Genomic DNA, 12,936 nt, shown 5'->3' on the forward strand with positions numbered 1-12,936 from the left:
CCTGCGAGGAATACGACAGCGGCCAGAACGCCGGGGCCAGCGCCAATATGGCCAAGTACCTGGCGGCCAAGGCGTCCTGGGAGGCGGCCAATGCCTGCCTGCAGACCCATGGCGGTTTCGGTTTCGCCTGTGAATACGACGTCGAGCGCAAGTTCCGCGAGACCCGCCTGTACCAGGTGGCGCCGATCTCCACCAACCTGATCCTGTCCTACGTGGCCGAGCATCTGCTCGAACTGCCACGCAGCTTCTGAGGCTCCGCGCATGAGCCATACCCAAGCCCTCTGCGAATTCCTCGCCGGCCTGCGTTACGAACAGGTACCGCAAGCGGTGTTCGAGCGTACCGAAGATCTGTTCCTCGATTGGCTGGCCTCGGCCCTGGCCAGCCAGGGTGCCCATCCGATTCCGTTGTTCGAGGCCTATGCCCGCAAGATGGGCCCGGCAAGCGGCCCGGCGCGGATCCTGGTCAATGGCCAGGGCAGTTCGGCGTACTTCGCCGCCCTGGTGAATGCCGCGTCCTCCCATCTGGTGGAGCAAGACGATCTGCACAACAGTTCCGTGCTGCACCCGGCCACGGTGGTGTTCCCGGCGGCCCTGGCGGCGGCCCAGGATCTCGGCAAGTCCGGCCGCGAGCTGTTGCTGGCCTCGCTGGCCGGCTATGAGGCTGGCATTCGTATCGGCGAGTTCCTCGGGCGTTCGCACTATCGGATCTTCCACACCACGGCCACCGTCGGCACCCTGGCGGCGGCCGTGGCCGTGGGCAAGCTGATGGACTTCGACCAGGGACAGTTCAGCAACCTGCTGGGCAGCGCCGGCACCCAGGCCGCCGGGCTCTGGGAGTTCCTCCGGGATGCCGCCGATTCCAAGCAGTTGCACACCGCCAAGGCTGCGGCGGACGGCCTATTGGCCGCCTACCTGACGGCGGATGGCCTGACCGGGGCGCGCAATATTCTCGAAGGTGACCAGGGGCTGGCCGCCGGGATGTCCAGCGATGCCGATCCGACGAAGTTGTCCGATCGCCTGGGCAGCCGCTGGGCGCTGGTGGAAACCTCGTTCAAGTTCCACGCGTCCTGTCGCCACACCCATCCGGCCGCTGATGCGTTGCTGGAGCTGATGTGGCAGGAAGGCTTGAGTCATGAACATATTCGGCATGTGGAAACCCGTGTGCATCAGGGTGCCATTGATGTGCTCGGACGGGTCAAGGTGCCGCAGACGGTGCACCAGGCCAAGTTCTCCATGGGCACCGTGCTGGGCCTGATCGCCGTGCATGGCAAGGCCGGGCTGCCGGAGTTCCACCAACTGTCCTTGACCGATCCGGCCGTATCGGCGTTTCGCGAGAAGGTCAGCATGACCTTGGACCCGGAAGTCGATGGCGCCTATCCCCAACGCTGGCTGGGCCGGGTGGTGGTCACCACGGTTGACGGGCGCACCCTGTACGGCGTCATCGACGAGCCCAAGGGTGATCCTGGCAACAGCCTGTCGCGGGCCGAGCTGGAAGACAAATTCCGCCGTCTGCTGCAGTTCTCCGGGGCGCGCTCGGCCGAGCAGGCCGAGGGTTTGATCCGTCAGGTCTGGGACCTGCGTAATACCACTGACTTGAAGGAGCTGCGCTGATGAATACGGCAGCAGGCAATACCCCGGCACCGCGCCCGTTGGACGGCATCACGGTGATCAGCCTCGAACACGCCATTGCCGCGCCGTTCTGTACGCGGCAACTGGCGGACCTGGGCGCACGGGTGGTGAAGATCGAGCGCCCCGGCAGCGGCGACTTTGCCCGTGGTTATGACGAACGTGTTCGCGGCCTGGCCTCGCACTTCGTCTGGACCAACCGTTCCAAGGAAAGCCTGACCCTGGACCTCAAGCAGGAGCAGGCCGGCGATATTCTCGAAAATCTGCTGGGGCAGGCCGATGTACTGGTGCAGAACCTCGCGCCGGGGGCTGCCGCGCGCATGGGTTTGTCCTTCGAGGCGCTGCATGAACGCTTTCCACGGCTGATCGTCTGCGATATTTCCGGTTATGGCGAAGGTGGTCCTTATGAGAAGAAAAAGGCCTACGACCTTTTGATCCAGAGCGAGGGTGGCTTTCTTTCGGTGACCGGTGGGCCGGGTGAGGAAGAGCTGGCGAAGGCCGGCTGCTCCATCGCCGATATCTCCGCCGGGATGTACGCCTACAGCGGCATTCTCTCGGCGTTGCTGCTGCGGGAGAAAACCGGGGAGGGCAGCCGCATCGACGTCAGCATGCTGGAAAGCCTGGTGGAGTGGATGGGCTACCCGATGTATTACGCCTTCGACGGTGCGCCGCCGCCGCCACGGGCCGGTGCGGCGCACTCGACCATTTATCCCTACGGGCCGTTTCCGGCGGGCGACGGCGGCACCGTGATGCTCGGGTTGCAGAACGAGCGTGAGTGGGCGGCGTTCTGCGACAGGGTGCTGCTGACCCCCGAGCTGGCGGTGGACGAGCGCTTTTCGGCCAACTTCAAGCGTTCGGCCAACCGTGAGGTGTTGCGTCAGATCATCGTCGACAGCTTTGCCCGGCTCAGCACCGAGCAGGTGATTGCCCGGTTGGAAGAGGCGCAGATCGCCAATGCCCGGGTCAACGACATGCAGGGTGTGTGGGACCACCCGCAGCTCAAGGCCCGGGATGGCTGGCGCGAGGTCGGGAGTCCGGCGGGGAAACTCCCGGCGTTGCTGCCGCCGGCGCGCAATGCGGCGTTTGAGCCGCGTATGGAGGCGGTGCCGGGGTTGGGCGAGCACACCGGGGCGATCCTCAGTGAGTTGGGCTTTTCCGCGGAGGCGGTGGAGCGGCTGCGGGTGGATGGGGTGGTTTGAAAAGAATGGGCTGCTCTCAAGGGCCCCTTCGCGGGCAAGCCCTGCTCCTACAGTTTGGCGTCGTACACAAATATGGGGAACGACAGAGGACTGTAGGAGCAGGGCTTGTCGGTACGCCGCACCGCCGCGAAGAACGATAACGCGGTCCCCCCAGACAGGCCGCGCAACCAAAAAACAAGGAACACAACATGTCTTCATCCATTGCCCGCTCCGCGCTCTTCGTGCCCGGCAGTCGTCCCGAGCGTTTCGCCAAGGCCCTGGCCAGCGGCGCCGATGCCGTGATCGTCGATTTCGAAGATGCCGTCGAAGAACCGCTCAAACGAATCGCCCGTGACCACCTCGGCCAATTCCTTACCGCCAATCCCCAGGCCCGGGTCCTGGTCCGCATCAACGCCCCGGACCACACCGAACACAGCGCTGACCTGGCGTTCTGCAAGCAACACCCTGGCGTCAGCGGCGTGCTGCTGCCCAAGGTTGAGAACGCCGCCCAGGTCGGCGCCGTGGCGGCGACCGGCAAACCCGTCTGGCCGATCATCGAAAGTGCCCGCGGTTTGTTGAGCCTGGCTGAAATCGCCAGCGCCCCCGGCGTCGAGCGCTTGTCCTTCGGCGGCCTGGACCTGGCCCTTGACCTCAACCTGAGCAGCGGCTCGGACGCCGCGCAGTTCGCCCTCGACCAGGCACGCCTGGCGGTGATCGTGCATTCACGGGCCGCCGGCCTGGTCGCTCCGCTGGACGGCGTACATCCGGCCATCGACGACCCCGAGGGCCTGCACCGCTCAATCCGCCATGCCTATGAAATGGGCTTTGCCGGTGCGTTGTGCATTCACCCCCGGCAGGTGCCGGTGATCCACGCGGCCCTGGCGCCGAGTGCCGAAGACCTGGCCTGGGCCCGCCGCGTGGTGGACGCCGGCAGTGACGGCGCCGGAGCCTATCAGGTCGACGGGCAGATGGTCGACGCCCCGGTCTTGTTGCGGGCCCGCCGCTTGTTGGCGCTGGTGTAAGCCATCACCGCAGGCTCGACAGGCCGATCCTTGGCCGCTGATCGGAGACCGCGTCGTACTCAGCCTTCGGCAATAAACCCAGAGTTTACGGAGCGTTCACCTGAGCCGAACGCAGGTACTCAGAATTCGAAATTCTCTATACGCATGGCTTTAGGCAACCTGCCTACAACACAACAATAAGAAGGTGACTTACATGTTCAAGTTGACCCGGGCGCTGTTCTGCGCCGCCACCTTGCTCACCGTGGGCCTCGCGCAGGCGGCCGAGCCCATCGTGATCAAGTTCGCCCACGTCGTCGCGGAAAACACACCCAAGGGGCAGGGCGCGCTGCTGTTCAAGAAGCTCGCCGAAGAACGCCTGCCGGGCCGGGTCAAGGTCGAGGTCTATCCCAACTCGTCGCTGTTCGGTGACGGCAAGGAAATGGAAGCCCTGCTGCTGGGTGACGTACAGATGCTGGCACCGTCCCTGGCCAAGTTCGAGCAGTACACCAAGCAGATCCAGATCTACGACCTGCCGTTCCTGTTCAACGACATGGCCGCCGTCGACCGCTTCCAGGCGGCCCAGGGCAAGGCGCTGCTGACTGCGATGCAGGGCAAGGGCATTCTCGGCCTGGCCTATTGGCACAACGGCCTGAAGCAGATTTCCGCGAACAAGGCGCTGCACGTACCGGGCGATGCCCGTGGCCTGAAGTTCCGCGTCCAGGCTTCCAGTGTGCTGGAGGAGCAGTTCAAGGCGATCCGCGCCAATCCACGCAAGATGAGCTTCGCCGAGGTCTACCAGGGTTTGCAGACCGGCACCGTCAACGGCACCGAGAACACCTGGTCGAACTATGAAAGCCAGAAGGTCAACGAGGTGCAGAAGTACTTCACCGAGTCCAACCATGGCCTGATCGACTACATGGTGATCACCAACAGCAAGTTCTGGGACGGCCTGCCGCCGGATATCCGCAGCGAGCTGGAAAAGATCATGGCCGAGGTCACCGTCGAGGTGAACAAGCAGGCCGAAGCGCTGAACCAGAGCGCCAAGCAGAAGATCATCGACGCCAAGACCAGCGAAATCATCGAGCTGAGCCCCCAAGAGCGCGGGCAATGGCGTGAGGCGATGAAGCCGGTGTGGAAGAAGTTCGAGGGTGAGATCGGTGCCGACCTGATCGATGCGGCGGACAAGTCCAACCAGCCCTGATACCTCCTTTTCCCTCTCGCGGAGTCCTGTCCATGCAAACGCAACCCTTGCGGCGCATCTGGGAACATTTCGAGGAAGGCTTTATCGCTTTCCTGCTGGCGGCCATGACGCTGGTGACCTTTGTCTATGTGATGGCCAACAACATCTACACGCTGTTCTTCAACCTGGCTGATCGCTGGGCCTGGAGCCGCGCCTTCTTCAACAGCCTGGGCGACGCCACCATGACCGTGGCCCAGGACATGACCTGGAGCGTGGCCCTGACCAAGGCCATGTTCGGCTGGCTGATCTTCTTCGGTATCTCCTACGGCGTGCGCACCGCCGGCCACCTCGGGGTCGACGCCCTGGTCAAGCTGACCCCGCGTCCGGTGCAACGCTACCTGGCGCTGCTCGCCTGCGCCTGCTGCCTGGCCTACGCCGGGCTGTTCATGGTGGCCAGCTACAAGTGGCTGAGCGCGGTGCTCGCCGCCGGGATCGGTGCCGAAGACCTCGACCAGTATGGGATCAAGGTCGGCTATATCGTGGTGATCGTGCCGGTGGGTTTTGCCTTGGTGCTGATCCGCTACCTGGAAATCTTCTACCGCATTTTCACCCGTCGCCAGGCCGGTCTGGGCCTGGCCGATGAAGCCGGCGAAGCGAGCAAGCTGGCAAGTGAACACAAGGAGCAGCACTGATGGCCGTTCTCTGTCTGTTTCTGCTGTTGTTCACCTTCATGTTCCTCGGCGTGCCCATTGCGATTTCCCTGGGACTGTCCGGCGCGGTGTCGATCCTGATCTTCAGCCAGGACTCCCTCAGTTCCCTGGCGATCAAGCTGTTCGAGACCTCGGACGCCTACACCTTCCTGGCGATTCCGTTCTTCCTGTTGTCCGGTGCGTTCATGACCACCGGCGGCGTGGCCAAGCGCCTGATCGATTTCGCCAACGCCTGTGTCGGGCATATTCGTGGGGGCCTGGCGATTGCCGCCGTGCTGGCCTGCATGTTGTTCGCCGCCTTGTCCGGTTCTTCGCCGGCGACGGTGGCGGCGGTGGGTTCCATCGCGGTGGCGGGGATGGTCCGTTCGGGTTATCCGAAGGAGTTCGGTGCCGGGATCATCTGCAATGCCGGGACCCTGGGCATCCTGATTCCGCCGTCGATCGTCATGGTGGTGTACTCGGCGGCCACGGAAACCTCGGTGGGCAAGCTGTTTATGGCCGGGGTGATTCCCGGGCTGCTGCTGGGCCTGATGCTGATGGTGGCGATCTATATTGTTGCGCGGATCAAGAAATTACCTGCGCAGCCACGGGCGACCTTCCGCGAGTGGTTGACGGCGGCGCGCCGTGCCTTCTGGGGGTTGCTGTTGCTGGTGATCATCCTCGGCGGGATCTACAGCGGCCTGTTCACCCCGACCGAAGCGGCGGCGGTGGCGGCGGTGTATTCGGCGTTTGTCGCCTTGTTCATCTACAAGGACATGAAGATCCGCGATTGCCCGAAGGTGCTGATGGAGTCGGGCCGGTTGGCGATCATGCTGATGTTCATCATCGCCAACGCCATCCTGTTCGCCCATGTGCTGACCACCGAGCAGATCCCGCAGCAGATCACCAACTGGGTGGTGTCCGAAGGGCTGACGCCGATCGGCTTCCTGATGATGGTCAACGTGGTGCTGTTGGTTGCCGGTAGTTTTATGGAGCCGTCGGCCATTGTGCTGATCCTGGCGCCGATCTTCTTCCCGATTGCGGTGAAGCTGGGGATTGACCCGATTCACCTGGGGATCGTCATGGTGGTGAATATGGAAATCGGCCTGGTACACCCGCCGGTGGGGTTGAACCTGTTCGTGACCTCGGCGGTAACCGGGCTCACCCTGGGACAGACTATCCGTGCGGCGTTGCCGTGGTTGATGATCCTGCTGGCGTTCCTGATCCTGGTGACCTACGTGCCGATGATCTCGTTGACGCTGCCGCACTGGTTGGGCATGCCTTGATGCTCTGGAAGAGCAAGGCCAGCCCACGAAGCTTTTGGCAATCTTGAGGGCCTCTTCGCTGGCAAGCCAGGCTCCTACAGGTCTGTGTCGTACACAAAATCTGTGGCCGACAATGCACTGTAGGAGCAGGGCTTGCCCGCGAAGCTTTTGGCGATCTTGAGGACCCCTTCGCTGGCAAGCCAGGCTCCTACAAGGACCGCGCCTGGCTTCGAATTTCCTACAAGGGCGGCCAGGGGTCACTGGCCCGCTGGTGGCCGCTGCGGCATCACCGAGGTGCCGAAGGTATTGCCCATGCGTACGCTGGTGGCGGCCGGCGTCGCCAGGCCCAGTTTGTTGGGGGCTTTTTTGCTGATGTCGGGGTTCAGTGCTTCCTGGTTCTTCTGCCGCGCCTGGGTCTGCTCCGGGTCGCTCATCTGCTGGCTCAGGCAGTTGTAGTCCGGGGCCTTGTAGCCGCCGACACTGACGTCGATGCAACCGACCGGTTGCGCGGTCGGCTCAGCGGCCAGCGCCGAGCCCGATAGCGCGAGCAACAACAGCGCGGTAAGGGTTGATGAGTATTTCATTGACGCCTCCTGGCGACCCTGGAAGAAGGGTTTCTCTGGTCCTTTAGTCTAGATCAAAGCCGTTCGCCACCAGGTGATGGTTTTTTTGCAGTGAACGTAACATCAGGTTCATAAACAGCCCTCAGGATGACGATTTTCAGGAACACGTCAGCTGTGCAGGGACTTCGATCCGTGGCGGTGCGTCTGTCGTTCTTTCGCTATCCCTTGGCGAGCCTGGTCCTGGCCGGCTGGCTGCTGGGCGGGATTTGTTCGTGCCTGGCGGCGGAACCGGTCCAGCTTGATCCCGAGGCGCGCCTGGACCTGGACATTGCCGCCCAGGAGCTGGCTGGTGCACTGGATACCTTCAGTCGCCTGACCGGCATGGCGGTGCTGGTGGACCGCGACCTGACCCGCGCACGTCGATCCTTTGCCGTGCAGGGTCGCTATCGGGCCAGCGAAGCCTTGAGCCTGTTGCTCACCGGCACTGGCCTGATGGCGCGTTACGCCCGGGCCGATGCCTTCACCCTGCAAGTGGCGCAAGTCAACGAGCGGCCGACGGGCAAGGGGAGCGAGGGTTCGGCGGCGAGAGCCATGGCAAGCAGTTATGCCCAGGCGATCCAGGTGGCGATCGAGCAGGCCTTGTGTGCGTTGCCGCTGACCCGGCCGGGGACTTACCGGGCGGTGTTGCAGGTGTGGATCGGGCGTGCCGGTGATGTCCAGTACAGCCGCCTGGTCAGTTCCACCGGAGATATTCAGCGCGACGGGGCGCTGGTGGCACGGTTGAGTGGTGTGCGTGTCAGGCGTCCCGCGCCGACGTCGCTGCATCAACCGATAACCCTTCTAATAACGCCGAACTCAGCAGGAAGCAGCATGGAATGCACAGAGCGGGAAGGAGCCTGATAAGTATGAAGAATATCGGGCAGAGTCCTATGGTCCGGTTGTTCCTGACCTCCTATGACGACTTCAAGGCGCGCTTGCGCCGACGCCTGGGTTCCGAGGATCTGGCCAACGACGTCCTGCACGAAACCTATCTGCGGGTCGACCGCATGGAAGCGCCGCTCAACCTCACCCAGCCCAACGCCTATCTGTACCGCATGGCGCTGAATATCGCCGCCGATCGCCGCCAGGCCGACGCGCGCTTGTTGACGGGCGAGGAAATCGAGGAACTGTTGCAGGTCAGCGACGAATCCCAGGACCCGGAGCGGGTCGTGGGTGGGCAGAAGGAGATCCAGTTGCTGCTCAGCGCCCTGTATGAACTGCCGCCACGGCGACGGCGGATCTTTATCGCGGCGCGTCTGGAAGAAGCGCCGCACCTGGAGATTTCCCAACGTTTCGGGATTTCCACGCGCATGGTCGAAAAGGAATTGAAGGCCGCCCTGGGGCATTGCGCGGCACGCCTTGAAAGAAAAGTGATTCAGCGGTTCGGTCCCGGTGCGGGAAAACCGTCTAGGTAATAGACCAGCAAAATTTTCTTGAGTACCTGCGCGCTTGAACACGACTTCCATGACTGATTCCCGGGCCGGCGAGACCGCTCGATTGCATAGCGAAGCCCAGGATTGGCTGATCCTCCTGACCTCGGGGCGGGCCACCGCCGGCGATGCCCGGGCCTTGCGCCAGTGGTGCGCGCAGAGCCCGGAACACGCCCAGGCGTTCGAACGCAGCAAGTCGATGTGGCACTCCCTCAAGCCGGCCGCCTTGCAATTGCAGCATCCGCCCCGTGCCCGGCAGTTTGGCCGAAGGGCTTTTCTCGGCGCTGCCATTGCGGCGTCGGCGGCTTTTTTCCTGGTGCGCGAAACGATACCCGGCGGTTTTTCCGGGCTGGGTGCCGATTACGTCACCGAAGTCGGCGAGCAGCGGCGCATCGACCTGAGCGGCGATATCCGCCTGGAGCTCAACACCCAGACCCGGATCAATCGTCTGGCGGCGGTCGGCGGCAGCCCGCGGATCGAACTGGTCAGCGGCGAAGTGGAGGTGGTGACACGTTCACGGGAGTCGATCAGCGTCCAGGCCGGTCCGGGCTGGTTGCATGCCGATCAGGTGCGTTTCAACGTGCGTCATATTGACCAGAGCGTTTGTGTGACCTGTATCGAAGGTCTGCTGACGGTACAGGTGCAGGGCCGCAGCTTTCGTCTGGAGAGTGGCCGACAGTTGACCTATGACGCCCAGCATACCGGCGAGCCGCAAACGGTCGATGCGGCGAACGTGATCGCCTGGCGTAACAAGATGCTGGTGTTCAATGATGCGACCCTGGCCTCGGTGATCGACGAGATCAACCGCTATCGCCCGGGCATGCTGGTGTTGCTCAATGCCGAGTTGGGCAAACGCAAGGTCCAGGCGCGTTTCAGTCTCGATCAGTTGGCGGGGGTGGCGTTGTTGATCCGCGATGCCTACGGAGCCAAGTGCACCGAGTTGCCGGGTGGCGTGGTGTTGCTGAGCTAGCGAGGCCCGCTATTCCAGCGGGCCCAGCACCTGGCGATAACGCTCCGGCCCCTGGGGTGTGTCGCGCACCAGGGTGATTTCCAGACCCTGGGGATTATCCTGATGACTACCGCCCAGGTTGCGCCAGCCCTTGCCCGGTTGCCAGACCCGCAAGTCCATTTCCCGCACCTGAGCCAGTACCGCGACACCCTCCTTGGCCGCCGGCAACGGGAATTGCGTGCGCGCCGGTCCAGCAGCGCGATACAGAGTGCCGCCCTGCAACCACCAGCGCACCCGTTGCAGAGCGCCGTCCTGCTGCGGCGCGGCGCGGATCAGCTCCAGGCGAAAGCCCTTGCCCTCGGCGCTGCGTACGCTCAGGGCCACGGGGGCGGGCGGGGCTTCGTGTTCGGTATCCACCACCACCGGTTCCACCAGTTCAATGCTGGCGCGCAGCGCCACATCACGCTCCAACTGCCCCAACGCCGCCAGCAGTTCGCGGGTCTGTCCGGCGCTGGCCTTGAGGTGTTCGTCGGCGCGGTTGACGCTGTCCAGCCCGCGCCAGGCGATCACGCTGACAATCGCCATCAGCATGATCGCGACCATCACTTCGATCAGGGTAAAGCCTTGCTGGCGCCTGTTCATTGCACCTTCACCTCGCCGGTGGCGCTACGCAGCACGCTGATACTGTGCTGGCCGTCGGAGAGCGACAGGCGCAACGGCACGCCGATCCACTCGGCGGTCAACAGCAGGCTTTTGCCCGGGTCGATACGCACCTGCATCGGTGTGCTCAGCCAGGCACGGGGGCGCAGTTGCGGGTCCTGGGCGAACTGCTCGACGCCGCCCTGGTCGTCGCCGCGGCTGAAGCGATAACCCTTGCTGTCGCTCAGCCAGCGAATCGGCCGGCCATCGGCCCGGACCTCGGCCTGGGCTACCTGCAGGGCCTGGGCCAGTGTCTCGGCGTCCTTGCGCAGCAGGTGCAACGGGTCCGGCTTGATGCTCAGGCCAATGGCCGCACTGGCGATACCGATGATGACCAGCACCACCATCAGTTCGATCAGGGTGAAACCGGCTTGGGGGCGCACGACATCCATTCGACAAGGGCTCCTTGGGGGTTGATACAGGCTGCGCCGCGAAGATGATGAGCATGTGAAATAAAAACGTGAGAATTGACAGGTAGTCTGATGGGAGCGCGTTTCTGTGGGAGTCGGCTTGCTGGCGATACGAATTCATGGTCGACATCGTTGTCGCCTGATATATCGCTATCGCTGGCAAGCCAGCTCCCACAGGGATTTGCGGCGCAGCCTCTGTTTCGGATCACTGTCGAGAAGGACCTCAAGCATGCAATGGACTCACCGTTTTTCCCCGCCGCAGTTCGTTCAGGCGCTGGCCTTGCTCGCGGCCCTGGCCGGTGCGCTGACCTGGTCCAGCCTGTTGCTGAAACCTGCGCCATCGCTGTTACCCGAAGGCCTGCCGCAAACCGCCGGCACCCGCAGCGACAACCCCGCCCTGCAATGGTTTTCCAACCAGCCGGCGGTGCTCGATATCAAGGTCTCCGGGGTCATGGCCGGAGTGCACGGGGCGGTGGCGATCCTCAGTCTCAACGACGGCCCTCCGCGCAGTTTCCTGGCGGGCGAAACCCTGAGCCAGGGCGTGCGCCTGCTGGCCATCGAGCCCGAGGGCATTGTTGTCGAACGCGGCACGGAAAAACTCCACCTGAACGTGACCCGCCTCAGTGCTGCGCCGTTCCTGCCGAAGCTGACCCGCCCTTGAGTGCCGGTTGGGCCGGGCTCAGCACGGTTTCCAACTGGGCCAGCGGTGGCGCCTCGCGGCTGCGATCGAGGACCAGGATATCGACTTTGAACAGACCGGCGCCGAACGCGCCGATCATCTGGTCGCAGCGCAACATCAGCCGGCCCTGATCGCATTCGAAGGATTTGCGCCCGACGGGCAGGCGTCCTTCCAGGCGCAATTCCGCCAGACGGCTCTGGGCCGCCAGCAAGGCGATGGATTTGTCCCGCAACAGCCCGTTGCTCTGGGTCATCACCCCGGCCATGCGCACGGCGGCGGACAGCGCGACGGCGATGATTGTCAGGGCCACCAGCACTTCGATCAGGGTGAAACCACCTTGGTGGTGTGGACGGGGCATCAAGTCGACTCGAGAGGGGAACCCGGGCTCAAGACTAGGGGGCTTGTTTGACCGCCTGCTGACCAAAGCTCCCGAGCTTTTCGCAACGGCTTGCCGTTGATTCGCCTTCAGCCGCTGACAGGTCTTCCCTTAACTGTCCCTGTGGGCGCCACTCACCGGCAGGCGGCTGCCGAGGCGATACCGCGACGAGGGATGGGTCAGGCGAACGTAGGTGACAATCTTGTTCTGGCTCCAGGTCCGCCGTACCAGGATCAGGCATGGCTCCAGGGCGTCGATCTGCATATGCCGGCTTTCGTCGCTGCTGGGGTGACCGGCCTCGACAATATGCTCCATCTCGTCGGGACGAATGACCTGCAACAGGTAGCGCGCCGGTTGCAGCTGTTCACCGAACTCCTGTTGCAGAAAGTCCGGCACCAGCTCGGGATTGACATAGCGATCCTCGAACTGCACCGGCACGCCTTCTTCGCTGTGCACGCAGATCAGGTGAAACACCGACGAGCCGGTAGGCAGCGCCAGCGCGGCGGCCACCGGCATCGAGGCCGCCTCGCGGCCCAGGTGCAGGACCCGGCAGGAATAGCTGTGCCCGCGGGCGATGATTTCATCGGCAATATTGGTGATGCGCAGCAGATTCGATTGCGGCTTGCTTTCGGCGACAAAGGTGCCGACGCCGGAGATACGCAACAGATGACCTTCTTCCGTCAGCTCGCGCAAGGCCCGGTTGACGGTCATGCGCGAAATGCCCAGTTCCTGCACCAGGCGGTTTTCCGAGGGGATCAAGTCGCCAGGCTTCCATTCGCCGCTGCGCAGCTTGTCTTGCACAAAGTCCTTCGCGCGCCGATAGAGGGCTTGCGGTGCATTTTTGATCATGGG

The 12,936-nt window shown here is 63.5% G+C and carries 16 protein-coding genes; 11 read left to right on the forward strand and 5 right to left on the reverse strand.

The annotated features are described in order from the left end of the window. The 7 genes from HX830_RS02715 to dctM form a co-directional block, all read left to right on the forward strand. Positions 1–251: acyl-CoA dehydrogenase family protein (locus HX830_RS02715; RefSeq protein ID WP_177098905.1), on the forward strand; the 251-nt coding region annotated here is incomplete at its 5' end. Between the two features lie 10 nt (positions 252–261). Further along, a complete protein-coding gene (locus tag HX830_RS02720; protein ID WP_103499834.1) occupies positions 262–1,611 on the forward strand; it encodes an MmgE/PrpD family protein in 1,350 nt (449 codons plus the stop codon). Next, a complete protein-coding gene (locus tag HX830_RS02725) occupies positions 1,611–2,825 on the forward strand; it encodes a CaiB/BaiF CoA transferase family protein (RefSeq protein WP_103499833.1) in 1,215 nt (404 codons plus the stop codon). The genes HX830_RS02720 and HX830_RS02725 overlap by 1 nt, the downstream gene beginning before the upstream one ends. A 188-nt stretch (positions 2,826–3,013) precedes the next feature. Further along, positions 3,014–3,826 (forward strand): HpcH/HpaI aldolase/citrate lyase family protein, encoded by an 813-nt coding sequence (locus tag HX830_RS02730; protein ID WP_177098906.1) that lies wholly within the window; start codon positions 3,014–3,016, stop codon positions 3,824–3,826. Positions 3,827–4,019: 193 nt separating this feature from the next. After that, complete coding sequence (locus HX830_RS02735; protein ID WP_152738741.1) at positions 4,020–5,006, forward strand: TRAP transporter substrate-binding protein; 987 nt, start codon at positions 4,020–4,022, stop codon at positions 5,004–5,006. Between the two features lie 32 nt (positions 5,007–5,038). Next, positions 5,039–5,677, forward strand: coding sequence for a TRAP transporter small permease (locus tag HX830_RS02740; RefSeq protein ID WP_103499830.1), 639 nt, complete (start codon positions 5,039–5,041; stop codon positions 5,675–5,677). Then, complete coding sequence (gene dctM, locus HX830_RS02745) at positions 5,677–6,960, forward strand: C4-dicarboxylate TRAP transporter large permease protein DctM (protein ID WP_100941087.1); 1,284 nt, start codon at positions 5,677–5,679, stop codon at positions 6,958–6,960. Before HX830_RS02740 ends, dctM begins: the two co-directional genes overlap by 1 nt. Positions 6,961–7,196: 236 nt before the next feature. On the opposite strand, the gene HX830_RS02750 is transcribed toward dctM, so the two are convergent. Then, positions 7,197–7,523: a hypothetical protein gene (locus HX830_RS02750; protein ID WP_152738744.1), complete on the reverse strand. Its 327-nt coding sequence runs from the start codon at positions 7,521–7,523 to the stop codon at positions 7,197–7,199. Between the two features lie 153 nt (positions 7,524–7,676). Between HX830_RS02750 and HX830_RS02755 the strand changes: the two genes are divergently transcribed. From HX830_RS02755 to HX830_RS02765, 3 genes are read left to right on the forward strand one after another with little or no spacing between them, the layout of a single operon-like run. Next, complete coding sequence (locus tag HX830_RS02755; protein WP_248767154.1) at positions 7,677–8,402, forward strand: TonB-dependent outer membrane receptor; 726 nt, start codon at positions 7,677–7,679, stop codon at positions 8,400–8,402. Positions 8,403–8,407: 5 nt separating this feature from the next. After that, positions 8,408–8,956 (forward strand): sigma-70 family RNA polymerase sigma factor, encoded by a 549-nt coding sequence (locus HX830_RS02760; RefSeq protein WP_100941089.1) that lies wholly within the window; start codon positions 8,408–8,410, stop codon positions 8,954–8,956. A gap of 34 nt (positions 8,957–8,990) precedes the next feature. Further along, positions 8,991–9,941, forward strand: coding sequence for a FecR family protein (locus HX830_RS02765; RefSeq protein WP_371317468.1), 951 nt, complete (start codon positions 8,991–8,993; stop codon positions 9,939–9,941). Positions 9,942–9,950: 9 nt separating this feature from the next. Here HX830_RS02765 and HX830_RS02770 read toward each other — a convergent pair whose 3' ends face one another. Together HX830_RS02770 and HX830_RS02775 are read right to left on the reverse strand one after the other, a co-directional pair. Then, positions 9,951–10,562 carry a prepilin-type N-terminal cleavage/methylation domain-containing protein gene (locus HX830_RS02770; RefSeq protein ID WP_103497943.1) on the reverse strand — a complete coding sequence of 204 codons (612 nt, stop codon included), beginning with the start codon at positions 10,560–10,562 and terminating at the stop codon, positions 9,951–9,953. Continuing rightward, a complete protein-coding gene (locus tag HX830_RS02775) occupies positions 10,559–11,011 on the reverse strand; it encodes a prepilin-type N-terminal cleavage/methylation domain-containing protein (protein WP_103497942.1) in 453 nt (150 codons plus the stop codon). Before HX830_RS02775 ends, HX830_RS02770 begins: the two co-directional genes overlap by 4 nt. A gap of 247 nt (positions 11,012–11,258) precedes the next feature. Here HX830_RS02775 and HX830_RS02780 point away from each other — a divergent pair, with 247 nt between their 5' ends. Next, positions 11,259–11,690, forward strand: coding sequence for a general secretion pathway protein GspC (locus HX830_RS02780; protein ID WP_152738755.1), 432 nt, complete (start codon positions 11,259–11,261; stop codon positions 11,688–11,690). On the opposite strand, the gene gspI is transcribed toward HX830_RS02780, so the two are convergent. Beyond that, complete coding sequence (gene gspI / locus HX830_RS02785) at positions 11,650–12,066, reverse strand: type II secretion system minor pseudopilin GspI (protein ID WP_103497940.1); 417 nt, start codon at positions 12,064–12,066, stop codon at positions 11,650–11,652. The two genes, HX830_RS02780 and gspI, sit on opposite strands and share 41 nt — an antisense overlap. Positions 12,067–12,195: 129 nt before the next feature. Continuing rightward, positions 12,196–12,933 carry a histidine utilization repressor gene (hutC, locus tag HX830_RS02790; RefSeq protein WP_100941096.1) on the reverse strand — a complete coding sequence of 246 codons (738 nt, stop codon included), beginning with the start codon at positions 12,931–12,933 and terminating at the stop codon, positions 12,196–12,198. Positions 12,934–12,936 lie beyond the last annotated feature (3 nt).

Source organism: Pseudomonas gingeri (assembly GCF_013385425.1).
Classification (GTDB): domain Bacteria; phylum Pseudomonadota; class Gammaproteobacteria; order Pseudomonadales; family Pseudomonadaceae; genus Aquipseudomonas; species Aquipseudomonas gingeri_D.